Raw genomic sequence first — 23,128 nt, 5'->3', positions numbered from 1 at the left:
GGGCGCTCGCGCCCTCGCCCCTCGTCCGGCTCCCGCTCGCGAGATCGCCGGCAGGCTCTGAGCCTCACGCCTTGCTCTTGATATAGGCCATGAACTCGGCCATGCCGGACTCCTTCTGCGCGGCGATCAGCTGCACATGGGGGTTGTCCTGCAGCTTCTGCAGCAGCGCGCGGGCGGCGGGGAAGTCCTGCAGCAGGTCGAAGCCCAGCACCTTCTGCGCCACCACCTCGGCCAGGTCGATGCTGTAGAGGAAATACAGGTCGGCCAGGCTGAACTGCTCGCCAGCCACATAGGGGGCGAAGCGACCGTGGCGCTTGAGCGCGGCGATGCCGGCCTGCAGTTCGGCCCGCGCCTTGTCCTTGATCGCCGCCTCCACCGGCGTGCGGAAGAACGCCTCGGCGTAGCAGCTGCGCGCCGGCAACTCGATGTACAGCTCAATCTCTCTGGCCAGGGCGCGCACCTGGGCGCGGGCGAACGGCTCGGCCGGCAGCAGCGGGCGCCCCTGGCCGAGGTCCTCCAGGTAGTCGAGGATGGCCCCGGTCTCGCTGAGGTAGCCGTGCTCGGTCTGCAGCACCGGCACCTTGCCGCGCGGGCTGATGGCCAGGAACTGCGGCTCCTGGCTGGCGTATGCCTTGACCGTGTCGAAGGCCAGGCCCTTTTCCAGCAGGGCCAGGTGCACCATGTTGTAGTAGTTGCTGACGGCGAATCCGTGAAGTCTGAGCATGGGTTGATACCAGGCAGGGAAAACCCAGTTATAGCCTGCCGGCAGCCGCGGTGAAGCTCCATCAGGCGGCTGAATGCCCCGGCCGCGGCCTGGCCGTGGCACACTGCAGGCCTGCCACCGAGGAGCCGCCATGAGCGAACACGACGACCAGGACGAAGAAGCCTTCGCCGAACAGACCCTGATCCAGGCCATCGAGAACCAGCTGGAGGCGGACAACCCGCCGGCGGCCAAGGCGGTCTACAACAAGCTGACCCTGGTCGGCTACGAACGCGAGGAGATCCTCGAGCTGATGGCCCTGGTCCTGGCCCACGAGATCGACGCCATGCTGCGCGACGACCGCCCCTTCGACGCCGCCTGGTACGAACAGGCCCTGCGCGCCCTGCCGGAGCTGCCGGAACAGGACTGAGAGCCGACTACACTGAACAACAGCCTCCTCCCGCCGCGCGCCACGCGCGGCGCCACACAACAACAATGCGGAGTCGTCATGGCCTATACCCCCGAGCTGATCGCCGAACTGGAAATCCTCGCCCTGTACAACCTGGACAACCACCAGGAGGGGCTCAAGGTGCACAACAACGCCTCGTCCCGTGCCCAGGCCGCCATCACCCGCCTGCACGAGAAGGGCCTGGTGACCCAGGCCGATGGCGGCTACCTGACCAGCCTGGGGCTGGACGCCGCCGAGCACGCCCAGGCGCTGCTGACCATCCTCCGCACCGCCCCGGTACGGGCCTGAACCACCGGGGGCGGCGCGGCCCCCGGAGTTTCCCCTGCAGCCGCGGCCGCTGGCCGCCGATACACTGGCAGGAATGGCTGCCAGGCGCCCCCGGCGCTGGTAGTCTTGCTGCCACCACCGCTACGAGCAGTACATGACGCGCACCCAGGAAATCCGTCCGGACATCAACGACGGCATCGACCGCAAGGTCCTGGCGCAGCTGCGCGCGCGCTTCCTCAAGGTCAACGCCGGACGCCTGGGGCGCGCCACCCAGGCACTGTCGACGCGCCAGCAACTGGTGCTCAAGCTGCTGCCGCTGCTGTTCCATGTGAACCATCCGCTGCTGCCCGGCTACGTCTCGGCCAGCACCCCAGCCGGGCTGTCCGGCTTCGAGCCGGACGACGAACTGCTCGCCGAGGCCCAGCGCCTGACCCGCTCCTTCGCCTACAAGGCGCGCCGCGGCAGCGCCGGCGGCAAGGCGCCGACACCCATCCACGGCCTGTTCCTGATGGGCAGCCTGGGCACCGTGGCACAGGCCGAGCAGAGCGACATGGACCTGTGGGTGTGCCACGACCCGGAACTGCCCGAGCGCGCGCTCGCCGAGCTGCGCCGCAAGTGCGACCACCTAGAGGCCTGGGCCGCCACCCAGGGCGCCGAGGTGCACTGCTTCCTGATCGACCCGGCGCGCTTCACCTCCGGCGACCGCGAGGCGCAGCTGACCTCCGACGACTGCGGTACCACCCAGCACTACCTGCTGCTCGACGAGTTCTACCGCACCGCCATCTGGCTCGGCGGACGCACCCCGCTGTGGTGGCTGGTGCCGGTGTACGAGGAAGCCAACTACCGCGGCTACACCCATGCCCTGCTGAGCAAGCGTTTCGTGCGCGCCGAGGAGGTGCTGGACCTCGGCCACCTGGCGCGCATCCCGCCCGGCGAGTTCATCGGCGCCGGCATGTGGCAGCTGTTCAAGGGCATCGACTCGCCCTACAAGTCGGTGCTCAAGCTGCTGCTCACCGAGGTCTATGCCAGCGAGCACCCGCGGGTGGAGTGCCTGAGCCTGCGCTTCAAGCAGGCGGTGTATGCCAACCGCCTGGAGCTGGACGAACTCGACCCCTACATCGTGGTGTACCGCCGCCTGGAGGAATACCTCACCGAGCGCGGCGAGCTGGAACGCCTGGAGCTGATCCGCCGTTGCCTCTACCTCAAGGTCGGCAAGAAGCTCAGCGTGCCGCCGCGGCAGCGCGCCAAGAGCTGGCAGCGCCTGCTGTTCGAGCGCCTCACCGCGGAGTGGCGGTGGAGCCCGCGCGAGCTGGCCCTGCTCGACAGCCGCAGCCAGTGGAAGGTGCGCCAGGTCAGCGCCGAGCGCCGCGCCCTGGTCAACGAGCTGACCTACAGCTACCGCTTCCTCTCGCAGTTCGCCCGCAGCGAGCAGACCGCCATACCGCTCAACAGCCGCGACCTCGGCGTGCTCGGCCGGCGCCTGTACGCCGCCTTCGAGCGCAAGGCCGGCAAGATCGAGTTCATCAACCCCGGCATCGCCCCGGACTTGGCCGAGGACACCCTGACCCTGGTGCAGAGCCCCAGCCCGGAGGCCGCTGACGAGGTGCAGTGGGCGCTCTACCACGGCAGCCTGAATGGCCAGGAGTGGCCCGATTTCGCCCCGCTCAAGCGCGCCCGCCAGCTGATCGAGCTACTCGCCTGGTGCCACCGCAACGGCGTGATCGACCCCAGCACGCGCCTGTCGCTGCATCCCGGCAGCAGCGACCTGACCGAGTTCGAGCTGTCCAGCCTGCTCGCCAGCCTGCAGCAGACGGTACCGCTGCCGCTGCCGGCGGTGGACGAGGACGCCCTGCTGCACGCCGCCGAGCCGGCCGAAGTGCTGCTGCTGGTCAACGTCGGCGTCGACCCGCTCAAGGCGCACAGCCAGCTCAACGTCCACCTGACCACCGGGCGCACCGACTCGCTGGGCTATTCCGGGGTGCGCGAGAACCTGGTGCTGACCCTCGACCAGGTCAGCCTGAACAGCTGGAACGAGCTGATGGTGGCCCGCTACGACGGCCCGCACGCCCTGCTCGACTGCCTGCGCGACTACCTCAACGCCCTGCCGGCCAGCGGGCGCCGGCCGCGCCTGCAGGTGCGCTGCTTCTGCCGCAACCGTGCGCAGGCCATCGCCCAGCGCGTCGAGGAGCTGTTCCGCGACACCCTGGCCAGCCTCACCGGCGCCGCCGGCAGCCGCTTCCTGCTGCAGGTGCAGCAGCACTACCACGTGCTGGAACTGCAGCCGGGCCAGGTCAGCCACGCCACCCTGGCCGATCTGCCCAGCCTGGTCGAGCACCTGGGCGAGGAGCAGTCGGCCTACAGCCCGCTGCACCTGGATCGCTTCGCCCTGGAAGGCGAGGACCTGGCACTGATCCTGCCGCTGGGCCGCCCCGAGTGCATCCAGGTGTTCTACCGTATCGACGGCGCCCAGGCCGAGCTGACCGTGCTCGACGAGTACAACGCGCTGTGGCGCCAGCGCCTGCCGTTCCGCGACGAACAGAGCCTGCTGACCCCGCTGCAGCGCTTCCTGCAGTCGGTGCTGTACCGCCGCAACGCCCTGCTGCCGCTGGACAGCCCGCTGCCGCCGGCGGCCCTGGAACTGCTCTACTACGAGGTGCTGCCGGCGCCGCCGCAGCGCGCCCGGCATCTGGAGCGGCGCGCGCCGCCGCAGGCACCGGTGGCCCACTCCTTCTACGACGTGCAGGCGATCATCGAGCCGGCGGAGGGCGGGCGGGTGCACGTCACCCTGTACTGCAACCACCGCGAGTTCTCCGAGCTGGAGTACGGCGCCGAGCTGTTCGCCGCCGTGGCCCGGCATATCCTGGCCCAGCGCCGCGGCGCGGAACGCTACCCCTGCTACATCACCGACCTCGATCTGTCGCGCATCCTCGGCGAGGGCCAGGCGCAGACCATCCACTACCTGCGCTACAAGGCCGAGCTGGAAACGGCGCTGAACCGGGCCCTGCAGAACGCCTGAAGGCCAGGCGCCGGCTCAGCCACGCATCGGCGCCTGCGGGTTGCTCAGCGCATACAGGTAGCAGTCGCTCATGCTGTGGTTGGCGGCGACCCCGGCGTAGCTGGCGGTGAAGGTCACGGCCAGGCCCAGGTGCTGATACAGCAGGTCGGCGCTCACCGCCGGCGGCATCTGGGGCACCAGGTCGCTGTCGTTGACCAGGCGGAAGGTCGGCACCCCCAGGGCGTTGTAGGCCGCGGCGAAGTCCGGCGCGGCCAGGCGCGGGCTGGCGAAGTTGTAGTGCTGCAGGGCCTGGTCCGGCCAGCGCTCGCGCAGGTCGAGCAGCGCCAGGCTGGACAGCGCGCTGCCCAGGCTGTGCCCGCAGACCCACAGCGGTCCGCTCGGCTGCAGGCTGTCCAGCGCCGCCAGGGCCAGATCGCGCAACGAACCATAGAGCTTGAGGAAACCGGCATGCACCTGGCCCTGGCCAATGCCCCAGGGCCAGGGCGCCTGCGCCAGATCGAGGTCGTCCAGCCAGTCCTGGGCCGACTCGGTGCCGCGCAGCACCAGGTAGGTCTCGCCCTGGTCGTTGGCGGCGGCGAAGCCGAAGGGCTCCGACTCGTTGAGAAAGCGCAGCTCGCTGAGAATGCTCCAGATCGGCGCGGAGAAGCGCCAGCCACGCAGCTGCGGCGGGCTCCAGTGAAAATCCTGGGGCCGGTGCGGCCGCCCCTGGGCCTGCCACTGGCCGTACTGGGCATAGGCCTGTACTAGCAGATTGGCGCAGGTCAGGGCGCGGTCGAGGGAGAAACCCTGGGGGAAGTACAGGGGCAGGCTGGACATGGCGGCCTCCTTGCCGGTGATGGGTCAAAACACTCTAGCCCAGTGACCGGGCACTGCCGCTGGAGTTCCACCGCGGCCGCACAACCATCAATTTCCCTGATAGTTGATACGAAGCAGGACCATTATTCAATCGAATCATCCTGAGTAAAGCTGGCGCCACTCCAGCAACTTCTCGGGAACGGCACCATGAGCAGACTCATTCCCCCGCACGCAGACAGCGGCGCCCTCGCCGGCCTCGGCCTGCTGGTCATCGCCGGCAGTCTGGTCCTGGCCCTGGGCCTGGGCAGCAGCGCCGCCCTGCTGGAAGCGCAGGCCACGCCGGACCCGGTGCAGACCCTGCGCAACCTGCTCGCCGCCATCCGGGTGGGGGGCTGAACATGCAGCTGTCGGCTCCCAGGGCGCTGCTGCTCTCCCTGCTGCTGGCGCTGCTCAACGGGCCGGCGCTGCTCGGCCAGGGCCAGGTCAGCGGTGGCGGCATCGCCCGCACCATCGAATGCAACCAGAACATGGCGCGCAGCCTGGAGCTGGACGAGATGCGCCGGTACAGCGACGCGCCGCCATGCCGCAAGCGCGCGCCGCTGCCCGGGCGCTTCCGGCTGGCGTAGCGGCTCAGCGCTGGTAGGCGCCAGCAGCCTCGGGCTGGTACTCGACGGCCAGCAGGGTGAGCTTGAGTGGCTTGCCGGCCGGGCCCGGCCAGTCGATCTGCTGGCCGACGGAGAGACCGAGCAGGGCACAGCCGACCGGGGCGAGGATCGATACCTTGCCCTCGCCGCCGGCATCCTCGGGGAACACCAGGGTCAGGTGGTAGTCCTTGCCGCTGCCTTCCTCACGACAGTGCACCCGCGAATTCATGGTCACCACCCCGGCCGGCACCTCGTCGTGGCCCACCACCTGGGCGCGCGCCAGCTCCCTCTCCAGCGCCTCGGCGGTCGGGCCGAAGTCCTCCAGGCTGTCGAGCAGACGCTCCAGGCGCTGCAGGTCGAGACGGGTGATGGTGATGGCGGGGGTGCTGCTCATGGTGGCGGGGACTCTCCTTGGGCCAGATAAAGCAAAACCCCGCCCGGAGGCAGGGTTTTGATCGGTTGGTCAGTTCCGGGGAAGCTACCACAAGCCCAGTAATAAGCAAGACCGCCCGGTCAACCGAACGGCGACGGGCGCAGGCGGCGCTGCGCAGCCTGGCAGATCTCGCGGCGCCGGGCGCCGTCCGCCTTGCCCCACTCGAGGATCTCGCTCAGGCAGCGGCCACAGCCCAGGCAGACGTCATGCTCGTCCAGGCAGCACTGCCGGCGGCAGGGCGAGGCGACGGCCTCAGAGTTCGTCGAACTCGAGCTCTTCACCGGCCTGCTCGCGGGTCACCCGGGTCAGCAGCTCGCCCAGCGGTTCCTCACTGGTGTCGCAGATCCACAGGCCCTGCTCCTCGTCGTAGTCGAAGTGGAAGCCGCCGGAGCGCGCCGCCACCCACAGCTGGCGCAGCGGCTCCTGGCGGCTGAGGATCACCTGGCTGCCATTCTCGAAGCGCACGGTCAGCACACCACCGCTGTTCTCCAGATCGAGGTCCAGGTCGCTGTCATCGAATATGTCCTCCACGGCCTGCTGGGCGGCATCGACCAGGTCATGGAAACGGGCTTCGCTCAAACTCATTACAACGTCCTCAGGATTGGGAGGCGGAATCTAGCAGACTTTGTCGGTAGGCGCCGGGACTCTGCCCGGTCCAGCGGCGGAACGCGCGGGCCAGCGAGCCGGCCTCGCTGAAGCCGACCAGGAAGGCGATCTCCGCCAGCTCCAGCGCCGGGTCGCGCAGGTAGTGCAGCACCAGTTGCTGACGGGTCTCGTCGAGCAGCTCGCTAAACGACAGCCCGGCCTCGCGCAGGCGCCGTTGCAGGGTGCGCGCACTGAGCTGCAGGCTGTGCGCCAGCAGCTCGAGGTCGGCGCCCTGCTCCGGCAGCTGGCGCGCCAGTTCGCGGCGGGCGCGATCGAGCACGCTGTGGCCCTGGTTGAGCTGGCCGAGCAGGCGGTCGGCGTGGGCGTCGAGCAGCTGGCGCAGCTGGGCATCGGCCTGGCCCAGCGGGGTGCTCAGCAGGCGCTTGGGAAACACCAGGGCGTTGTCGGCCTGACCGAACAGCACCGGGCAACCGAAGATGCGCCGGTGCTCGCTGGTATCGGCCGGCGCCGGATGCTGGAAGCGCACTTCGGTGGGCGAGATCTGCAGACCGGTGATCCAGCGCCCGAAAGTCAGCCAGCCGGCCAGCGTCTCCTCGCTGTGCTGGCGCTGCTGCTGGTGGATCAGCGGCTCCCAGCTGTGCGCCACCTGCGGCTCCAGCCCCTCACGCGGCGGCTCCTCGTCGAGGTCGACGCGGCCCAGGTTGCCCACCAGCGCGGCATAGCGGGCCTGGCGATGCAGGGCATCGGCCAGGGTCGCGCAGCTCATGATCAGGTAGCCGAGCACCCCGTAGTAGCCGGGGCGCATGGCCTCGCCCAGGTGCAGGCCGAGGTTGGCGTCGCCGGTCAGGCGCACGCCCTCGCCGAGCAGCTCCAGGTAGGTGCTGACGGCGATGCGCTGGTCGCGCTGAGCGAGGATCACCGGGTTCAGCTGCACCTTGGCCAGCAGCTCGGCGCTGGCGAAGCCCTGGCGTTCCAGGTAGTCGAGCAGGCCCTGCAGGTAGGCGACCGAGACCGAGCTGGCGGCGGGAACGGGGACTTCCATCGCGACTCCGTGATTTTTTAGCCGCCATGCTAGCCGCAAACCGGCCGGCACGGGCAAGCCGAACGCGCCACGACAAGGGGCGCAGCCCCCGCCAGGCGTGCATAGGCAAGGGGCCGGGGGGTGGGTATACTCCGGGCCATTCACGATTTTGCAAAGGACTCCACCATGAAGCGCCTGCTGCTGCCCTTCATCGCGCTCGCCGTGTTCACCGCCGCCCTCGCCGGCTGTGGCCAGAAAGGCCCGCTGTACCTGCCCGACGACGACAAGACCGTCAAAGAACGCGACAAAGACGTCTTCCTCTAAGGGGGTTCCATGCAAGCCTTTACCAGCCGCGACGGGCAACTGTTCGCGGAGGGCGTGGCCCTGTCCGCCATCGCCGAACGCTTCGGCACGCCCACCTACGTCTACTCCCGCGCCCACATCGAGGCGCAGTACCGCGCCTATGCCGATGCCCTGGCAGGCATGCCGCACCTGGTGTGCTTCGCGGTCAAGGCCAACTCCAACCTGGGCGTGCTGAACGTCCTGACGCGCCTCGGCGCCGGCTTCGACATCGTCTCCCGCGGCGAACTGGAGCGTGTGCTGGCCGCCGGTGGCGAGCCGAGCAAGATCGTCTTCTCCGGCGTCGGCAAGACCCGCGACGACATGCGCCGTGCCCTCGAAGTGGGCGTGCACTGCTTCAACGTCGAATCGGTGGACGAGCTGGAGCGCCTGCAGCTGGTGGCCGCCGAACTGGGCAAGACCGCCAGCATCTCGCTGCGGGTCAACCCGGACGTGGACGCCGGCACCCACCCGTACATCTCCACCGGCCTGAAAGAAAACAAGTTCGGCATCGACATCGAGCAGGCCCCGGCCGTGTATGCCCGCGCCGCCGAACTGGCGAACCTGCGCATCGTCGGCGTGGACTGCCACATCGGTTCGCAGCTGACCAGCCTGCCGCCCTTCCTCGACGCCCTGGAGCGCCTGCTGGCACTGGTCGACCAGCTGGCCGCGCAAGGCATCCAGATCCAGCACCTGGACCTCGGTGGCGGCCTCGGCGTGCAGTACCGCGACGAGCAGCCGCCGCTGGCCGGCGACTACATCGCCGCCGTACGCGAGCACCTCAAGGGTCGCGAGCTGGCCCTGGTGTTCGAGCCGGGCCGTTCCATCGTGGCCAACGCCGGCGTGCTGCTGACCCGCGTGGAATACCTCAAGCACACCGCGCACAAGGACTTCGCCATCGTCGACGCGGCGATGAACGACCTGATCCGCCCGGCCCTGTACCAGGCCTGGATGGACGTCACCCCGGTGCAGCCGCGTGACGGCGAGGCGCGCAACTACGACCTGGTCGGGCCGATCTGCGAGACCGGCGACTTCCTGGCCAAGGGCCGCGAGCTGGTGCTGGCCGAAGGCGACCTGCTGGCCGTGCGCTCGGCCGGCGCCTACGGCTTCGTCATGAGTTCCAACTACAACACCCGCGGCCGCGCCGCCGAGGTGCTGGTGGACGGTGAGCAGGCCTTCGAGGTGCGTCGCCGCGAGACCCTCGCCGAACTCTACGCCGGCGAAAGCCTGCTGCCGCAGTGAGGGCGCGATCATGCTATTGCGCTTCACCAAGATGCACGGCCTCGGCAACGACTTCATGGTCCTCGACCTGATCAGCCAGCACGCGCATATCCAGCCCAAGCACGCCAAGGCCTGGGGCGACCGCCACACCGGCGTCGGCTTCGACCAGCTGTTGCTGGTGGAGGCGCCCACCAACCCGGACGTGGACTTCCGCTACCGCATCTTCAACTCCGACGGTTCGGAAGTGGAACAGTGCGGCAACGGCGCGCGCTGCTTCGCCCGCTTCGTGGTGGACAAGCGCCTGACCGTGAAGAAGCAGATCCGCGTCGAGACCAAGGGCGGCATCATCGAGCTCAACCTGCGTCCGGACGGCCAGGTCACCGTGGACATGGGCGCGCCGCGCCTGGTCCCCGAGCAGATCCCCTTCCAGGCCGACGCCGAGGCGCTCAGCTACGCGGTGGAGGTGGACGGTCAGTCCGTGCAGCTGGCCGCCGTGTCCATGGGCAACCCGCACGCCGTGCTGCGCGTCGACAACGTCGACAGCGCGCCGGTGCACAGCCTGGGACCGAAGCTGGAACACCACCCGCGCTTCCCCAAGCGGGTCAACGTCGGCTTCCTGCAGGTCATCGACCGCAAGCAGGCGCGCCTGCGCGTGTGGGAACGCGGCGCCGGCGAGACCCAGGCCTGCGGCACCGGCGCCTGCGCCGCGGCCGTGGCCGCCATCCGCCAGGGCTGGATGGACTCGCCGTTGCAGCTGGAGCTGCCGGGCGGCAAGTTGTCCATCGAGTGGGCAGGGCCCGGCCAGCCGGTTATGATGACCGGACCCGCCGTTCGCGTGTACGAAGGACAGGTTCGTCTATGAGTGACCAGGATCAGCTCGTGAAACTCGACTCCGAGAGCGTCGCCGCCTACCTGCGGCAGCACCCGGAATTCTTCGTCGACCATGAGGAGCTGATCCCCGAGCTGCGCATTCCGCACCAGCCCGGCGAGGCCGTGTCGCTGGTGGAGCGCCAGGTCAAGCTGCTGCGCGAGCGCAACATCGAGATGCGCCATCGCCTGTCGCAGCTGATGGACGTGGCCCGCGACAACGACCGCCTGTTCGACAAGACCCGCCGCCTGGTGCTCGGCCTGCTCGATGCCGGCAGCCTGGAAGAAGTCATCGGCGCGGTGGAAGACAGCCTGCGCCATGAGTTCCAGGTGCCCTTCGTCAGCCTCATCCTGTTCAGCGAAACGCCGCTGGGCGTCGGTCGTTCGGTCAGCTCGGCCGAGGCCCACCAGGCCATCGGCGGCCTGCTCGGCGGCGGCAAGACCACCTGCGGCGTGCTGCGCCCGGCCGAGCTGGAGTTCATCTTCGGCGCGGACGAATGCACCCAGGTCGGCTCGGCCGCCGTGGTTAGCCTGACCCACCAGGGCCTGCACGGCGTGCTGGCCATCGGCAGCCCGGACCCGCAGCACTACAAGAGCAGCCTCGGCACCCTGTTCCTCGGCTACGTCGCCGAGGTCCTGGCCCGCGTCCTGCCACGCTTCGCCGCGCCGCTGCGCTCGGTACGCTAAGCCCCGGGCCGCGTGCGGCCCATCGTCGTCTGCCGGAGTCGCCATGCAGAGCAGCCTCGACGCCTTCCTCGAACACCTGCGCAGCGAACGCCAGGTGTCCAGCCATACCCTCGATGGCTATCGCCGCGACCTGCTGAAAGTGCTCGCCCTGTGCGAGAAGGGCGCCATCGCCAGCTGGGCCGACCTCGACACCCGCAGCCTGCGTAGCTTCGTCGCCCGCCTGCATGCCCAGGGTCAGTCCAGCCGTTCGCTGGCGCGCCTGCTCTCGGCCGTGCGCGGTTTCTACCAGTACCTCAATCGCGAGGGCCAGTGCCGGCATGACCCGGCGGGCGGCCTGTCCGCGCCCAAGGGCGAGCGCCGCCTGCCGCGCGCGCTGGATGCCGACCGCACGGCGCAGCTGCTGGATGGCGGCGTGGAGGACGACTTCATCGCCCGCCGCGACCAGGCCATGCTCGAGCTGTTCTATTCCTCCGGCCTGCGCCTGTCCGAGCTGGTCGGCCTGGATCTCGACGGCCTCGACCTGCCCGCCGGCCTGGTCCGGGTGCGCGGCAAGGGCAACAAGGCGCGCGAGCTGCCGGTCGGACGCAAGGCCTGCGAGGCCATGCAGGCCTGGCTGCCACTGCGCGCCCTGAGCAACCCGCAGGATGGTGCGGTGTTCGTCGGCCGCCAGGGCAAGCGCCTGACCCCCCGCGCCATCCAGCTGCGGGTACGCCAGGCCGGTGTGCGCGAGCTGGGCCAGCACCTGCACCCGCACATGCTGCGACACTCCTTCGCCAGCCACATGCTGGAATCCAGCCAGGACCTGCGCGCCGTGCAGGAGCTGCTCGGCCATGCCGATATCGCCACCACGCAGATCTACACCCACCTGGACTTCCAGCACCTGGCCAAGGTCTACGACGGCGCCCACCCCCGCGCCAAACGCAAGAGCGAGACCCCATGAGCCTGCGCCTGATCACCTTCGACCTCGACGACACCCTGTGGGATGTAGCCCCGGTGATGCACGGCGCCGAGGCCGCCCTGCGTGACTGGCTGGCTGCCGAAGCGCCGCGCCTGGGGCCGGTGCCGATCGAGCACCTGTGGGCGATTCGCGCACGCCTGCTGGGCGCGGATCCCATGCTCAAGCATCGCCTCAGCGAGCTGCGCCGGCGCATCCTGTTCCACGCCCTGGCGGAGGCCGGCTATCCCGCGCTGGAAGCGCAGGCACTGGCCGAGCAGGGCTTCCAGGTGTTCCTCGCCGCGCGCCACCGGGTCGAGTTCTTTCCCGACGTGCACCGCATCCTCGAACACCTGGCCGAGCGCTACATCCTCGGCGTGATCACCAACGGCAATGCCGAGGTGGCCCGCCTGGGCCTGGCCGACTACTTCCGCTTCGCCATCAGCGCCGAGCAGATGGGCATCGGCAAGCCCGATCCCAAGCCCTTCCAGGCCGCCCTGCAGCGCGCCGGGGTCGAGGCGCCGCAGGCCGCGCACATCGGCGACCATCCCGGCGACGACATCGCCGGGGCCAAGGCCGCCGGCCTGCGCGCCATCTGGTTCAACCCGCAGGGCAAGGACTGGCAGGGCGAGGCCACGCCGGACGCACAGATCCGCCGCCTGGCCGAGCTGCCGGCGCTGCTGGCCGGCTGGAGCGCCATGCGTTAGACCCGCCCATGAAAAAGCCCGCCGGATGGCGGGCTTTTTCATGGCGGCGACCGTCCTCAGATGGGGCGGCTGCCGTACTTGCTGTCCGGCTTCTTGGGCGGATCGGCCACCACGTTGGGCTCGATCTCCTGGACCTTGCCACCGCGCGAAAGGAACTCTTCCATGGCACGGGCCAGGGCGTCGCGCTCCTTCTGCTTGGCTTCTACACTGGGCAGTTCCTCGACTTCCTCGGCTGCCTTGGCCTTCTTGCTCGGCTTGCTGCCAGGCTCTACGGCATCGCTGCCGTCGTCCTCGCCATCATCACCGGCATCGGCCGCTTCCAGCTCCTCGCCGTCATCCTCGTCGGCGCCTTCCAGGTCGTCCTGTTCCAGTTCTTCGTCGCTCATGTTCTACCTCATGACTTGCGCAAAGCAGGTTACTTATAGCCCAGTGGCACGCATTGCAAACATGCCACCGGAAAAAATTCTTCGGTCTTCAACGCCATTCGCCCTGCAGGGTCGCCAGTACCCGGCGTGAACCACCATGATCGCGGTGCTCGCCGAGATAGATACCCTGCCAGGTGCCAAGTGCCAGGCGCCCCTCGCTGACCGGCAGGCTCAGCTGACAGCCGAGCAGGCTCGACTTGAAGTGCGCCGGCAGATCGTCCGGCCCCTCGTAGTCGTGCTCGTAGCCACCTTCGCCCTGGGGCACAAGACGGTTGAAGAAGCGCTCGAAGTCACGCCGTACCGCGCCATCGGCATTCTCGTTGATGGTCAGCGAGGCCGACGTGTGCTGCAGCCACAGGTGCAGCAGACCGATGCGGCACTGGGCCAGTTCCGGCAGCGCCGCCACCAGCTCGTCGGTCACCAGGTGAAAACCGCGCGCCCGCGGGCGCAGTTCGATCAGCCGTTGTTGCCACATCGCAGCCGCCCGCAGCATCCGTTGGGGGCGCATTCTAGCGCGGCCGCAGAAAAAGCAAAGGGCGCCGCAGCGCCCTTTGCAACGACTGCCGAGGCGACTATTTGCGGGTGAACTCGGGGTAGGCCTCCATCCCGCACTCGGCGATGTCGACCCCCTCGTACTCGTCCTCCTCGCTGACGCGCAGCCCCATCACCAGCTTGATCAGTCCCCACACCAGCAGGCTGGCTATGAATACCCAGGCGAAGATGCAGGTAACACCGAGCAGCTGCGCGGAAAAGCTGGCATCGGCATTGGTCAGCGGCACGGCCAGCACACCCCAGATACCGCTGGCGCCATGCACCGAGATGGCGCCGACCGGGTCGTCGATGCGCAGCCGGTCCAGTAGCAGGATGCTGAACACCACCAGTACGCCGCCGACCGCACCGATCAGCGCGGCCTGTACGCCGCTCGGCGTCGACGGCTCGGCGGTGATGGCCACCAGGCCGGCCAGGGCACCATTGAGGATCATGGTCAGGTCGGCCTTGCCGAACAGGATGCGTGCCACCACCAGCGCCGCCAGCAGGCCACCGGCAGCGGCCAGGTTGGTGTTGACGAACACCGCGGCCACCGCGTTGGCGTCGGCGATGGTGCTGATCTTCAGCTGCGAGCCGCCGTTGAAGCCGAACCAGCCGAACCAGAGGATGAAGGTGCCCAGGGTGGCCAGCGGCAGGTTGGCGCCTGGGATGGCGTTGATCTGTCCCTGGCTGCCGTACTTGCCCTTGCGCGGGCCGAGCAGGATGACCCCGGCCAGGGCCGCGGTGGCGCCGGCCAGGTGAACGATGCCGGAGCCGGCGAAGTCCTTGAAGCCGGCCTCCTTGAGGAAGCCGCCGCCCCAGGTCCAGTAGCCTCCCACCGGGTAGATCAGGCCGCACATGAACAGGGCGAAGACCAGGAAGGCCCACAGCTTCATGCGCTCGGCCACGGCACCGGAGACGATCGACATGGCGGTGGCGACGAACACCACCTGGAAGAAGAAGTCGGCGCGCTTGGCGTAGTAGGGCGCACCCTCGCCACCGGCCGCCACCGTGTCCACGGCGTGCTCGGTACCGATCAGGAAGCCGAAGTTGGGCAGCACGCCACCGGCGGCGCCGCCATACATCAGGTAGTAGCCGAGCAGCAGATAGACCACGCAGGCCAGGGCATAGAGGACGATGTTCTTGGTCAGGATCTCGGTGGTGTTCTTGGCGCGCACCAGGCCCGATTCGAGCATGGCGAAGCCCGCCGCCATCCACATCACCAGGGCGCCACAGATGAGGAAATAGAAGGTATCCAGCGCGTACTGCAGGGGGATCAGGGCCGTACTGTCCATGGGGTACTCCTTTGTACCGGGAACGCATCGCGCCGCCGTTGGCGCGGACAGAAAAACGCCCGGCGGACCGGGCGTTCTCTTACAGCTGCGAGGCTTACAGGTTGTAGCCGCGCTCGTTGTGCTCGGAGAGGTCGAGACCGACGGTCTCTTGCTCCTCGGTCACGCGCAGGCCCATCACCAGGTCCAGCACCTTGAGGATGACGAAGGTGACGATGCCGGTGTAGACCACGGTGACCAGCACGCCGACGATCTGGATCCAGACCTGGGCGCCAATGTCTTCCACGCTACCGAAGCCGCCCAGTACCGGTGCAGCGAACACGCCGGTGAGGATGGCGCCGACGATACCGCCGATGCCGTGTACGCCGAAGGCGTCCAGGGAATCGTCGTAGCCCAGCTTGCGCTTGAGGCTGGTGGCGCAGAAGAAGCAGATCACGCCGGAAGCCAGACCGATCACCAGGGCGCCCATCGGGCCGGCGGTGCCGGCAGCCGGGGTGATGGCGACCAGGCCGGCGACCACGCCGGAAGCGATGCCCAGGGCGCTCGGCTTACCGTGGGTGATCCACTCGGCGAACATCCAGCCCAGCGCTGCGGCGGCGGTGGCGATCTGGGTCACCAGCATGGCCATGCCGGCGGTGCCGTTGGCGGCGATGGCGGAGCCGGCGTTGAAGCCGAACCAGCCGATCCACAGCATGGCGGCACCGACCAGGGTGTAGCCGAGGTTGTGCGGCGCCATCGGGGTGGTCGGGTAGCCCTTGCGCTTGCCCAGCACCAGGCAGGCCACCAGACCGGCGATACCGGCATTGATGTGCACCACGGTGCCGCCGGCGAAGTCCAGCACGCCCTCGTCCCACAGGAAGGCGCCGTCACCGGACCAGACCATGTGGCACATCGGCGCGTAGACCAGGGTGAACCACACGGCCATGAAGATCAGCATCGCGGAGAACTTCATGCGCTCGGCGAAGGCACCGACGATCAGGGCCGGGGTGATGATGGCGAAGGTCATCTGGAAGACGATGAACACGCTCTCCGGGAAGGCGCCGATCAGGCTGTCCGGGGTCAGGCCGCTGAGGAAGGCCTTGTTCAGACCGCCGACGAAGGAGTTGAGGTTGGTGACGCCCTTCTCCATGCCGGTGGTGTCGAAGGCCAGGCTGTAGCCGTAGACCACCCAGAGAATGCTGATCAGGCCGGTGATGGCGAAGCACTGCATCATCACCGAAAGAACGTTCTTGGAGCGCACCATGCCGCTGTAGAACAGCGCCAGGCCCGGGATGGTCATGAACAGCACCAGCGCGGTCGCGGTAAGCATCCAGGCGGTGTCGCCGGAGTTGAGAACAACCTCGTCAGCCATGGCCAGGCCAGGGGTTACGAGGGACAGCAGGGCTCCAAGCCCTGCGATCTTACGCAGAGTCATGTGTTTTTCTCCTGGGGCGTGTGGGGTTCTGAGGCTTAAACTGCGTCGGTGCCGGTTTCGCCGGTACGGATGCGGATGGCCTGTTCCAGATTGACGACGAAGATCTTGCCGTCACCGATCTTGCCGGTGTTGGCCGCCTTGGTGATCGCCTCGATGACCCGGTCCAGCTGGTCGTCGGCGATGGCCACGTCGATCTTCACCTTGGGCAGAAAATCCACCACGTATTCCGCGCCGCGATACAGCTCGGTGTGGCCCTTCTGCCGGCCGAAGCCCTTGACTTCGGTCACGGTGATGCCCTGCACGCCGATCTCCGACAGCGACTCGCGCACGTCGTCCAGCTTGAACGGCTTGATGATGGCAGTGACTAGCTTCATGAAACTCTCTCCCGTATTGGTGGACTCGCCCCAGGAAAACGAACCCGGCTCAAGTCTAAGCGCAGTGTCTGGCTTTTGAAACGCATCGGCCGCCTTAGCCCGATGCCAACCAACCGCATCCACCGAGACACTCCCCCGCCTCGGCCTGCGCACCGGTACTGCATCGGTGCACGCGTCACGGGGTGTTAAGCAGAAAGCTTGCCAGCTATGCCAAAAGGCCACTTTTTCATGCAGTTAGGGCGGACCGCAGAAATCGCCACAACAACGACCGATCAGTCATTGCACAGCATTGGTGCAGAGCCGGCGCGCCCAGTGAGCGAAAATCGTGCACCTGCCCCGTCCGGCCCGGCCGGCGCGCCCCGCGTGCTACACTGCCGCCGTTTGCCACCGGAACGACCCGCCATGCTGCCGCCCAAAGCCATCCTCGACACCCTCGCCAGCCACGCCTCGCGCCTGTTCAGCGGCGACAACCCGCTGCCGCGCGGCGAGATCGAAGCCCAGCTCAAGGCCCTGCTGCAGAGCGCCTTCGGCAAGCTGGACCTGGTCAGCCGCGAAGAATTCGACAGCCAGATGGCCGTACTGGCGCGTACCCGTGCGCGCCTGGAAGCCCTGGAGGCCAAGCTGGCAGAGCTGGAAGCCAGGCAGAACCCACCCGCCGAATAAGCCTCGGCGGCATGCGATCAAGGAGTGATCCATGTCCCTCGCCATCGTCCACAGCCGCGCCCAGGTCGGCGTCGAAGCGCCGCCCGTCACCGTCGAGGCGCACCTGGCCAACGGCCTGCCAGCCCTGACCCTGGTCGGCCTGCCGGAAACCGCGGTCAAGGAAAGCAAGGATCGCGTGCGCAGTGCGATCCAGAACGCCGGCTTCGATTTCCCGCCGCGGCGCATCACCCTCAACCTGGCGCCTGCCGACCTGCCCAAGGACGGCGGCCGCTTCGACCTGGCCATCGCCCTCGGCGTGCTGGCGGCCAGCGAGCAGGTGCCGGCGGCCGGCCTGGGCGAACTGGAATGCCTGGGCGAGCTGGCGCTGTCCGGCGAGCTGCGCGCGGTACAGGGCGTGCTGCCCGCCGCCCTGGCCGCCCGCGCCGCCGGACGCACCCTGGTGGTGCCGCGGGCCAATGCTGAGGAAGCCAGCCTGGCCTCGGGCCTCAAGGTGCTGGCAGTCGACCACCTGCTGCAGATCGCCGCCCACCTCAACGGCCACACGCCGTTATCGCCCTATCAGGCCAACGGCCTGCTGCGCCAGGAAGCGGCTTACCCCGACCTGGCCGAAGTGCAGGGCCAGCTGGCGGCCAAGCGCGCCCTGCTGATCGCCGCCAGCGGCGGCCACAACCTGCTGCTCAGCGGGCCTCCGGGCACCGGCAAGACCCTGCTGGCCAGCCGCCTGCCCGGCCTGCTGCCCGCACTGTCCGAGGAGGAGGCGCTGGAAGTGGCGGCCATCCATTCGGTGGCCAGCCATGCGCCGCTCACCGCCTGGCCGCGCCGACCCTTCCGCCAGCCGCATCACAGTGCCTCCGGGCCGGCGCTGGTCGGTGGCGGCAGCCGCCCGCAACCCGGCGAGATCAGCCTGGCCCATCACGGCATCCTGTTCCTCGACGAGCTGCCCGAGTTCGACCGCAAGGTCCTCGAGGTCCTGCGCGAGCCTCTGGAGTCCGGCCATATCGTGATCGCCCGGGCCCGCGACAAGGTGCGCTTCCCTGCGCGCTTCCAGCTGGTGGCGGCGATGAACCCCTGCCCCTGCGGCTACCTGGGCGACCCCGGCGGCCGCTGCCGCTGCACTCCTGAACAGATCCAGCGCTACCGCGCCAAGCTGTCCGGGCCGCTGCTCGACCGCATCGACCTGCACCTCACCGTGGCGCGCGAAAGCACCAGCCTGCTGGCCAGCAGCCAGGCTGGCGAGAGCAGCGCCCGGGTCGCCGCCCGCGTCAGCCAGGCACGCCAGCGCCAGCTCGCGCGCCAGGGCTGCGCCAATGCCTTCCTCGATCTGCCGGGCCTGCAGCAGCATTGCCGCCTGCCCGAGGCCGACCGGCTGTGGCTGGAGCAGGCCTGCGAACGCCTCAACCTGTCGCTGCGGGCAGCCCATCGCCTACTCAAGGTGGCGCGCACCCTGGCCGACCTGGAAGGCGCCAGCGAGATCGGCCGCGCGCACCTGGCCGAGGCCCTGCAGTACCGTCCCAGCAACGGCATCTGATCCAACGGAATTATCAGGAGCAGACTCCTCAGAGAAAAAAGCTATCGATCTGTGTTAGGATGGCTGGCCTTCCGCCCTTGGCGGCCCATCCGATAACAAGGAGAGCTAGCTCAATGGAGGCATCTTCGTCTTCGCTCAACCGGCCGGTATTCTTCGGCTCCGCCCTTCTCATCCTCGCCCTGGTGCTCTACAGCGTGCTGCTGCCGGAGCATGCACAAGACCAGTTCGCCTGGCTGCAAAGCTGGATCATCGACAAGGCCAGCTGGTTCTACGTCCTCACCGTCGCCCTGATCCTGATCTGCTGCGTATTCCTCGCCGTCAGCCGCTATGGCGACCTCAAGCTGGGCCCCGACCACAGCCAGCCCGAGTACCGCAACACCACCTGGTTCGCCATGCTGTTCTCCGCCGGCATGGGCATCGGCCTGATGTTCTTCGGCGTGGCCGAACCGCTGATGCACTTCACCGCCCCGCCAGTGGGCGAGGCCGGCACGGCGCAGGCCGCGCGCGAGGCGATGAAGCTGACCTTCTTCCACTGGGGCCTGCACGCCTGGGCGATCTACGCCATCGTCGCGCTGATCCTGGCCTTCTTCTGCTTCCGCCACGACCTGCCGCTGACCCTGCGTTCGGCGCTCTACCCGCTGATCGGCGAGCGCATCCACGGCCCCATCGGCCATGCGGTGGACACCTTCGCCATCCTTGGCACCGTGTTCGGCGTGGCCACCTCGCTGGGCTACGGCGTGCTGCAGATCAACAGCGGCTTCCACCACCTGTTCGGCCTGCCAGTCAGCCCCCCGGTGCAGATCAGCCTGATCGCCGCCATCTGCGCCCTGGCCACGCTGTCGGTGGCCAGCGGCCTGAACAAGGGCATCCGCATCCTCTCGGAGCTCAACCTGGCGCTGGCAGTGTTCCTGCTGCTGTTCGTCCTGGTGCTGGGGCCGACGGTGCTCCTGCTCAAGACCTTCGTGCAGAACAGCGGCGCCTACCTCTCCGAGATCGTCAGCAAGACCTTCAACCTCTACGCCTACGAGCCGACCGACTGGATCGGTGGCTGGACCCTGCTGTACTGGGGCTGGTGGCTGTCCTGGTCGCCCTTCGTCGGCCTGTTCATCGCGCGCATCTCGCGCGGCCGCACCATCCGCGAGTTCATCAGCGGCGTGCTGTTCGTGCCGGCCGGCTTCACCCTGCTGTGGATGACCGTGTTCGGCGACACCGCCATCCACCTGGTGCTCAACCAGGGCCTGGGCAGCCTGGCCGAGACGGTAAATGCCGACAGCTCGCTGGCGCTGTTCGCCTTCCTCGAACAGTTCCCGCTGAGCGACCTGCTGTCGCTGGTCGCGGTGGCCATGGTGGTGGTGTTCTTCGTCACCTCGGCCGACTCCGGCGCCCTGGTGGTCGACATGCTGGCCTCCGGCGGCAGGACCGTCACGCCGCTGTGGCAGCGCCTGTTCTGGTCGATCCTGATCGGCGTGGTGGCCATCGCCCTGCTCCTGGCCGACGGCCTCAAGGCGCTGCAGACGGCCACCATCGCCAGCGCCCTGCCCTTCTCCATCGTCCTGCTGGCGGCCATCTGGGGCATGCTGCGCGCGCTGAAGCTGGACGCCACCAAGCGCGGTGTGCGCTTCCAGGCGCTCAACGGTTCACGCCCGCTGGCCCGTCAGCACGGCGGCTGGCAGCGGCGTCTGCGCAACCTGGCGATGTTCCCGCGCCGCGCCCACGTCACCCGCTTCATCGACGAAGTGGTGCAGCCGGCCTGCCAGGCGGTGGCCGAGGAGCTGCGCAAGCAGGGCCTGCCGGCGACGGTCGAGAGCGGTGCCGACGGCCGCGTGCGCCTGGCCGTGGCGCATGGCAGCGAGACCGACTTCAGCTACGAGGTGCGCCCGCGCGCCTTCGCCCAGCCCAGCTTCGCCCTGCGGGACACCGGCGACGACGGCAACGAGGAGCGCAAGTACTTCCGCGCCGAAGTCCACCTGCGCGAGGGCGGCCAGGACTACGACGTGATGGGCTGGGTACGCGAGGCGGTAATCGACGACATCCTCGACCAGTACGAGAAGCACATGCACTACCTGCACCTGGTGCGCTGAAACGAAAAAGCCCGGCATATGCCGGGCTTTTTCCAGGACCTGCAGGCTCAGGCGGCGCTGCGCTGGCCACCTTTCTGGTGCTGGCGGCAGGCCTCGCCGAAGGCCTCGAACATCTTCACCGAATCCGGGTTCTGCGCGGCCTGCCACTCCGGGTGCCACTGCACGGCGAACAGGAAGGGCGACAGGCTCGGCGCGTGGAAGGCCTCGATCAGGCCGTCCTCGGCACGGGCCAGCGGCTCCAGGCCCTTGCCCAGGGTCTTGATGCCCTGGCCATGCAGCGAGTTGACGCCGATCTCCTCGCGCCCCAGCACCCGGGCCAGCCAGCTGTTCGGCTCGATGCGCACCTTGTGCGCCTCGGCGTACTGCACCGCCACCGGGTCCTCGGGGTTTTCGCGATGGTCGTTGAAGCCCGGCTCGGCATACACCTTCTGGTGAATGTCGCCGCCCAGGGCCACGTTGATTTCCTGCATGCCGCGGCAGATGCCGAAGACCGGCAGGCCACGGGCGATGGCGGCCTTGATCAGCGGCAGGTCGAACAGGTCGCGGTCGCGATCCTGACCCTTCTCCGGGGTGAGGTTCTCCTGGCCGTAGAGGGTCGGGTCGATGTTCGAACCGGCACCGGTCAGGTACACGCCGTCGGCCATGTCCAGGTATTGCTCGAGGTCATCGGCACCACAGCAGGTGGGCACCAGCACGGGTACGCAGCCGGCGATCTCCACCAGCGGCGTGATGTATTTGTGAGTCATTACCTGATAGTCGTGGCCCTTGCGCTCCTGGGCGCCCATGGACATCAACACGACGGGTTTGCGTTTGGAAGAAGTGTTCTTGGCACTGTTGTTGGACATACGTCACCTTGGGGCAGATCGATCTGCCGTTGCTGTGCAGGTGGGTCGGGAGATCGACGCGCTACCTGTTTGGCACGGTTCCGTCTGTCGGCGGCGTAGCTGGGCCTCACCTGGAGGCATGGGAATGGGAGGTAACGGACCACCCGCGACGGCCGCATAACAGTCGAACCGCCCACACAGTCTCTCCAGAGACGTAAAATATGTCAAACATTTCAGGCGGATGGCGTAAAAAGAGCATAGCGCCAGCAGGGCTGCAGGCGCCAAAAAACGGCCACTTACCCCGTAAGCCCCTGCTGGGGCGCGGCCTCATGGTCCATTATTTTTTACGCACCCGGCATGATGCGCTCGACGGCCGGCAGACGCATCTGCGCCACCTCGGCCAGCAGGAAGTCACGCAGCCGACGCAGGCGCGCCTGCGCGCGGTGCGTCTTCGGCCACACCAGGTAATAGCTGCAGCCGCTGTACACGGCGGTCGGCCTGGGTAAACCCAGGCGCCCGGCATTGACGTCCTCGGCGACCAGCAGCAGATCGCCGATGGACACCCCGTAGCCACGGGCGGCGGCGACGATGCCCAGCTCCAGCATGTCGAACAGCTGGCCGCCCTTGAGCGGCACCCGGTCGCTCAGGCCGGTGGCCTGCAGCCACTGGCGCCAGTCGCGGCGATCCGGAGTCGGGTGCAGCTGCTCGGCGGCCTGCAGCCGGGCCAGGTCCCAGGGGCCGTCCTGCACCGCCTCGGCGGCACACACCGGGATCAGCCACTCCTCGAACAGCAGCACGCTGTCCCACTCCTCGGGAAAGTCGCCATTGCCCAGCAGCACGGCGCAGTCGAAGGGTTCGTGGTGGAAGTCGACCTTGTCCACGTCCATCCAGGCACTGGTCAGCTGCACCTCGCTGTCCGGGTTGCCCAGGCGGAACAGCGACAGGCGCGCCAGCAGCCAGCGCATGGTCAGGGTCGAGGGCGCCTTCAGGCGCAGGCAGGCGTCCTCGTTGCGCAGGGTGGCGCAGGCCTTCTCCAGCGCATCGAAACCCTCGCGCACGCCGGGCAGCAGGCCGCGCGCCGTCTCGGTCAGCTGCAGGTGGCGACCACTGCGCTCGAACAGGCGGCAGCCGAAGTGCTCCTCCAGGGTGCGGATATGCCGGCTCACCGCACTCTGGGTGATGGCCAGCTCGGCGGCGGCGCGGGTGAAGGAGGCATGCCGCGCGGCCGCCTCGAAGGCACGCAGGGCATAGAGCGGCGGCAGGCGCCGGCTCATGCGCCAATCCCATGAGTAT

At 68.3% G+C, this 23,128-nt stretch carries 27 protein-coding genes; 14 read left to right on the top strand and 13 right to left on the bottom strand.

Features of this window, described 5'->3' with window-relative positions; genetic code table 11:
• Nucleotides 1-64: 64 nt before the first annotated feature.
• The gene (locus AAG092_RS12760) at nucleotides 65-724 is read right to left on the bottom strand and encodes a glutathione S-transferase family protein (RefSeq protein ID WP_373386976.1); all 660 of its coding nucleotides are present in this window, start codon (nucleotides 722-724) and stop codon (nucleotides 65-67) included.
• 130 nt (nucleotides 725-854) lie between these two features.
• On the opposite strand from AAG092_RS12760, the gene AAG092_RS12755 reads away from it, so the two are divergent.
• The 3 genes from AAG092_RS12755 to AAG092_RS12745 all read left to right on the top strand — a co-directional run bounded on the left by AAG092_RS12755 (nucleotide 855) and on the right by AAG092_RS12745 (nucleotide 4,452).
• The gene (locus AAG092_RS12755) at nucleotides 855-1,130 is read left to right on the top strand and encodes a hypothetical protein (protein ID WP_373386975.1); all 276 of its coding nucleotides are present in this window, start codon (nucleotides 855-857) and stop codon (nucleotides 1,128-1,130) included.
• Between the two features lie 78 nt (nucleotides 1,131-1,208).
• A complete protein-coding gene (locus AAG092_RS12750; protein WP_373386974.1) occupies nucleotides 1,209-1,457 on the top strand; it encodes a TIGR02647 family protein in 249 nt (82 codons plus the stop codon).
• Nucleotides 1,458-1,590: 133 nt separating this feature from the next.
• Entirely contained in the window at nucleotides 1,591-4,452 is a 2,862-nt protein-coding gene (locus AAG092_RS12745) for a class I adenylate cyclase (protein WP_373386973.1), read from the top strand.
• A gap of 15 nt (nucleotides 4,453-4,467) precedes the next feature.
• Here AAG092_RS12745 and AAG092_RS12740 read toward each other — a convergent pair whose 3' ends face one another.
• The gene (locus tag AAG092_RS12740; protein ID WP_373386972.1) at nucleotides 4,468-5,268 is read right to left on the bottom strand and encodes a lipase family protein; all 801 of its coding nucleotides are present in this window, start codon (nucleotides 5,266-5,268) and stop codon (nucleotides 4,468-4,470) included.
• A 186-nt stretch (nucleotides 5,269-5,454) separates the two neighbouring features.
• Between AAG092_RS12740 and AAG092_RS12735 the strand changes: the two genes are divergently transcribed.
• Together AAG092_RS12735 and AAG092_RS12730 are read left to right on the top strand one after the other, a co-directional pair.
• Entirely contained in the window at nucleotides 5,455-5,643 is a 189-nt protein-coding gene (locus AAG092_RS12735) for a hypothetical protein (RefSeq protein ID WP_110682800.1), read from the top strand.
• Nucleotides 5,644-5,645: 2 nt separating this feature from the next.
• On the top strand, nucleotides 5,646-5,873 hold the full coding sequence (locus tag AAG092_RS12730; RefSeq protein ID WP_373386971.1) for a hypothetical protein: 228 nt from the start codon (nucleotides 5,646-5,648) through the stop codon (nucleotides 5,871-5,873).
• A gap of 4 nt (nucleotides 5,874-5,877) precedes the next feature.
• Here the strand turns inward: AAG092_RS12730 and rnk are convergent, their stop codons facing one another.
• The 4 genes from rnk to AAG092_RS12710 form a co-directional block, all read right to left on the bottom strand.
• On the bottom strand, nucleotides 5,878-6,285 hold the full coding sequence (gene rnk, locus AAG092_RS12725) for a nucleoside diphosphate kinase regulator (protein WP_110682798.1): 408 nt from the start codon (nucleotides 6,283-6,285) through the stop codon (nucleotides 5,878-5,880).
• 119 nt (nucleotides 6,286-6,404) lie between these two features.
• Complete coding sequence (locus tag AAG092_RS12720; RefSeq protein WP_373386970.1) at nucleotides 6,405-6,605, bottom strand: DUF1289 domain-containing protein; 201 nt, start codon at nucleotides 6,603-6,605, stop codon at nucleotides 6,405-6,407.
• Entirely contained in the window at nucleotides 6,577-6,909 is a 333-nt protein-coding gene (cyaY, locus tag AAG092_RS12715) for an iron donor protein CyaY (RefSeq protein ID WP_110682796.1), read from the bottom strand. The genes AAG092_RS12720 and cyaY overlap by 29 nt, the downstream gene beginning before the upstream one ends.
• Before the next feature lie 10 nt (nucleotides 6,910-6,919).
• On the bottom strand, nucleotides 6,920-7,972 hold the full coding sequence (locus tag AAG092_RS12710) for an AraC family transcriptional regulator (RefSeq protein WP_373386969.1): 1,053 nt from the start codon (nucleotides 7,970-7,972) through the stop codon (nucleotides 6,920-6,922).
• A 165-nt stretch (nucleotides 7,973-8,137) separates the two neighbouring features.
• Here AAG092_RS12710 and AAG092_RS12705 point away from each other — a divergent pair, with 165 nt between their 5' ends.
• The 6 genes from AAG092_RS12705 to AAG092_RS12680 are packed head-to-tail and all read left to right on the top strand — an operon-like array spanning nucleotide 8,138 to nucleotide 12,706.
• Nucleotides 8,138-8,275, top strand: coding sequence for a lipoprotein (locus tag AAG092_RS12705; RefSeq protein ID WP_021700061.1), 138 nt, complete (start codon nucleotides 8,138-8,140; stop codon nucleotides 8,273-8,275).
• A 9-nt stretch (nucleotides 8,276-8,284) separates the two neighbouring features.
• Nucleotides 8,285-9,532, top strand: a complete 1,248-nt coding sequence (gene lysA, locus AAG092_RS12700) for a diaminopimelate decarboxylase (protein ID WP_373386968.1) — start codon at nucleotides 8,285-8,287, stop codon at nucleotides 9,530-9,532.
• 10 nt (nucleotides 9,533-9,542) lie between these two features.
• Nucleotides 9,543-10,373 carry a diaminopimelate epimerase gene (gene dapF / locus AAG092_RS12695; RefSeq protein WP_021700063.1) on the top strand — a complete coding sequence of 277 codons (831 nt, stop codon included), beginning with the start codon at nucleotides 9,543-9,545 and terminating at the stop codon, nucleotides 10,371-10,373.
• A complete protein-coding gene (locus AAG092_RS12690; RefSeq protein ID WP_373386967.1) occupies nucleotides 10,370-11,065 on the top strand; it encodes a DUF484 family protein in 696 nt (231 codons plus the stop codon). Before dapF ends, AAG092_RS12690 begins: the two co-directional genes overlap by 4 nt.
• A gap of 43 nt (nucleotides 11,066-11,108) precedes the next feature.
• Nucleotides 11,109-12,005, top strand: a complete 897-nt coding sequence (xerC, locus tag AAG092_RS12685) for a tyrosine recombinase XerC (RefSeq protein WP_373386966.1) — start codon at nucleotides 11,109-11,111, stop codon at nucleotides 12,003-12,005.
• Nucleotides 12,002-12,706, top strand: a complete 705-nt coding sequence (locus tag AAG092_RS12680; protein ID WP_373386965.1) for an HAD family hydrolase — start codon at nucleotides 12,002-12,004, stop codon at nucleotides 12,704-12,706. Before xerC ends, AAG092_RS12680 begins: the two co-directional genes overlap by 4 nt.
• A gap of 56 nt (nucleotides 12,707-12,762) precedes the next feature.
• Here AAG092_RS12680 and sutA read toward each other — a convergent pair whose 3' ends face one another.
• The 5 genes from sutA to glnK all read right to left on the bottom strand — a co-directional run bounded on the left by sutA (nucleotide 12,763) and on the right by glnK (nucleotide 16,739).
• The gene (gene sutA / locus AAG092_RS12675) at nucleotides 12,763-13,092 is read right to left on the bottom strand and encodes a transcriptional regulator SutA (protein ID WP_110682789.1); all 330 of its coding nucleotides are present in this window, start codon (nucleotides 13,090-13,092) and stop codon (nucleotides 12,763-12,765) included.
• Between the two features lie 88 nt (nucleotides 13,093-13,180).
• Nucleotides 13,181-13,606, bottom strand: a complete 426-nt coding sequence (locus tag AAG092_RS12670) for a secondary thiamine-phosphate synthase enzyme YjbQ (RefSeq protein ID WP_373386964.1) — start codon at nucleotides 13,604-13,606, stop codon at nucleotides 13,181-13,183.
• A gap of 97 nt (nucleotides 13,607-13,703) precedes the next feature.
• The gene (locus AAG092_RS12665) at nucleotides 13,704-14,954 is read right to left on the bottom strand and encodes an ammonium transporter (protein ID WP_373386963.1); all 1,251 of its coding nucleotides are present in this window, start codon (nucleotides 14,952-14,954) and stop codon (nucleotides 13,704-13,706) included.
• 94 nt (nucleotides 14,955-15,048) lie between these two features.
• Complete coding sequence (locus AAG092_RS12660; RefSeq protein ID WP_373386962.1) at nucleotides 15,049-16,365, bottom strand: ammonium transporter; 1,317 nt, start codon at nucleotides 16,363-16,365, stop codon at nucleotides 15,049-15,051.
• Nucleotides 16,366-16,400: 35 nt separating this feature from the next.
• Nucleotides 16,401-16,739 (bottom strand): P-II family nitrogen regulator, encoded by a 339-nt coding sequence (gene glnK, locus AAG092_RS12655; protein WP_021700071.1) that lies wholly within the window; start codon nucleotides 16,737-16,739, stop codon nucleotides 16,401-16,403.
• Nucleotides 16,740-17,141: 402 nt separating this feature from the next.
• Between glnK and AAG092_RS12650 the strand changes: the two genes are divergently transcribed.
• The 3 genes from AAG092_RS12650 (at nucleotide 17,142) to AAG092_RS12640 (ending at nucleotide 21,011) form a co-directional block, all read left to right on the top strand.
• Complete coding sequence (locus AAG092_RS12650; RefSeq protein WP_110682786.1) at nucleotides 17,142-17,402, top strand: accessory factor UbiK family protein; 261 nt, start codon at nucleotides 17,142-17,144, stop codon at nucleotides 17,400-17,402.
• Nucleotides 17,403-17,433: 31 nt separating this feature from the next.
• Nucleotides 17,434-18,930, top strand: a complete 1,497-nt coding sequence (locus AAG092_RS12645) for a YifB family Mg chelatase-like AAA ATPase (RefSeq protein WP_373386961.1) — start codon at nucleotides 17,434-17,436, stop codon at nucleotides 18,928-18,930.
• Nucleotides 18,931-19,043: 113 nt separating this feature from the next.
• Nucleotides 19,044-21,011, top strand: coding sequence for a BCCT family transporter (locus AAG092_RS12640; protein WP_373386960.1), 1,968 nt, complete (start codon nucleotides 19,044-19,046; stop codon nucleotides 21,009-21,011).
• Between the two features lie 47 nt (nucleotides 21,012-21,058).
• Here the strand turns inward: AAG092_RS12640 and AAG092_RS12635 are convergent, their stop codons facing one another.
• A complete protein-coding gene (locus tag AAG092_RS12635; protein ID WP_373386959.1) occupies nucleotides 21,059-21,856 on the bottom strand; it encodes a gamma-glutamyl-gamma-aminobutyrate hydrolase family protein in 798 nt (265 codons plus the stop codon).
• A 323-nt stretch (nucleotides 21,857-22,179) separates the two neighbouring features.
• Nucleotides 22,180-23,109, bottom strand: a complete 930-nt coding sequence (locus AAG092_RS12630) for a LysR substrate-binding domain-containing protein (protein ID WP_373386958.1) — start codon at nucleotides 23,107-23,109, stop codon at nucleotides 22,180-22,182.
• Between the last annotated feature and the right edge of the window lie 19 nt (nucleotides 23,110-23,128).

The organism is Pseudomonas alcaligenes, assembly GCF_041729615.1.
Lineage (GTDB): Bacteria > Pseudomonadota > Gammaproteobacteria > Pseudomonadales > Pseudomonadaceae > Aquipseudomonas > Aquipseudomonas alcaligenes_B.
The sequence above is the reverse complement of the archived record's forward strand: the minus strand, read 5'-3'. Positions and strand labels throughout refer to the sequence as shown.

Coding starts and splice junctions, on each gene's coding strand:
- AAG092_RS12760 (WP_373386976.1), bottom strand. CDS start 724: ATGCTCAGACTTCACGGATTCGCCGTCAGCAACTACTACAACATGGTG.
- AAG092_RS12755 (WP_373386975.1), top strand. CDS start 855: ATGAGCGAACACGACGACCAGGACGAAGAAGCCTTCGCCGAACAGACC.
- AAG092_RS12750 (WP_373386974.1), top strand. CDS start 1,209: ATGGCCTATACCCCCGAGCTGATCGCCGAACTGGAAATCCTCGCCCTG.
- AAG092_RS12745 (WP_373386973.1), top strand. CDS start 1,591: ATGACGCGCACCCAGGAAATCCGTCCGGACATCAACGACGGCATCGAC.
- AAG092_RS12740 (WP_373386972.1), bottom strand. CDS start 5,268: ATGTCCAGCCTGCCCCTGTACTTCCCCCAGGGTTTCTCCCTCGACCGC.
- AAG092_RS12735 (WP_110682800.1), top strand. CDS start 5,455: ATGAGCAGACTCATTCCCCCGCACGCAGACAGCGGCGCCCTCGCCGGC.
- AAG092_RS12730 (WP_373386971.1), top strand. CDS start 5,646: ATGCAGCTGTCGGCTCCCAGGGCGCTGCTGCTCTCCCTGCTGCTGGCG.
- rnk (WP_110682798.1), bottom strand. CDS start 6,285: ATGAGCAGCACCCCCGCCATCACCATCACCCGTCTCGACCTGCAGCGC.
- cyaY (WP_110682796.1), bottom strand. CDS start 6,909: ATGAGTTTGAGCGAAGCCCGTTTCCATGACCTGGTCGATGCCGCCCAG.
- AAG092_RS12710 (WP_373386969.1), bottom strand. CDS start 7,972: ATGGAAGTCCCCGTTCCCGCCGCCAGCTCGGTCTCGGTCGCCTACCTG.
- AAG092_RS12705 (WP_021700061.1), top strand. CDS start 8,138: ATGAAGCGCCTGCTGCTGCCCTTCATCGCGCTCGCCGTGTTCACCGCC.
- lysA (WP_373386968.1), top strand. CDS start 8,285: ATGCAAGCCTTTACCAGCCGCGACGGGCAACTGTTCGCGGAGGGCGTG.
- dapF (WP_021700063.1), top strand. CDS start 9,543: ATGCTATTGCGCTTCACCAAGATGCACGGCCTCGGCAACGACTTCATG.
- AAG092_RS12690 (WP_373386967.1), top strand. CDS start 10,370: ATGAGTGACCAGGATCAGCTCGTGAAACTCGACTCCGAGAGCGTCGCC.
- xerC (WP_373386966.1), top strand. CDS start 11,109: ATGCAGAGCAGCCTCGACGCCTTCCTCGAACACCTGCGCAGCGAACGC.
- AAG092_RS12680 (WP_373386965.1), top strand. CDS start 12,002: ATGAGCCTGCGCCTGATCACCTTCGACCTCGACGACACCCTGTGGGAT.
- sutA (WP_110682789.1), bottom strand. CDS start 13,092: ATGAGCGACGAAGAACTGGAACAGGACGACCTGGAAGGCGCCGACGAG.
- AAG092_RS12670 (WP_373386964.1), bottom strand. CDS start 13,606: ATGTGGCAACAACGGCTGATCGAACTGCGCCCGCGGGCGCGCGGTTTT.
- AAG092_RS12665 (WP_373386963.1), bottom strand. CDS start 14,954: ATGGACAGTACGGCCCTGATCCCCCTGCAGTACGCGCTGGATACCTTC.
- AAG092_RS12660 (WP_373386962.1), bottom strand. CDS start 16,365: ATGACTCTGCGTAAGATCGCAGGGCTTGGAGCCCTGCTGTCCCTCGTA.
- glnK (WP_021700071.1), bottom strand. CDS start 16,739: ATGAAGCTAGTCACTGCCATCATCAAGCCGTTCAAGCTGGACGACGTG.
- AAG092_RS12650 (WP_110682786.1), top strand. CDS start 17,142: ATGCTGCCGCCCAAAGCCATCCTCGACACCCTCGCCAGCCACGCCTCG.
- AAG092_RS12645 (WP_373386961.1), top strand. CDS start 17,434: ATGTCCCTCGCCATCGTCCACAGCCGCGCCCAGGTCGGCGTCGAAGCG.
- AAG092_RS12640 (WP_373386960.1), top strand. CDS start 19,044: ATGGAGGCATCTTCGTCTTCGCTCAACCGGCCGGTATTCTTCGGCTCC.
- AAG092_RS12635 (WP_373386959.1), bottom strand. CDS start 21,856: ATGTCCAACAACAGTGCCAAGAACACTTCTTCCAAACGCAAACCCGTC.
- AAG092_RS12630 (WP_373386958.1), bottom strand. CDS start 23,109: ATGAGCCGGCGCCTGCCGCCGCTCTATGCCCTGCGTGCCTTCGAGGCG.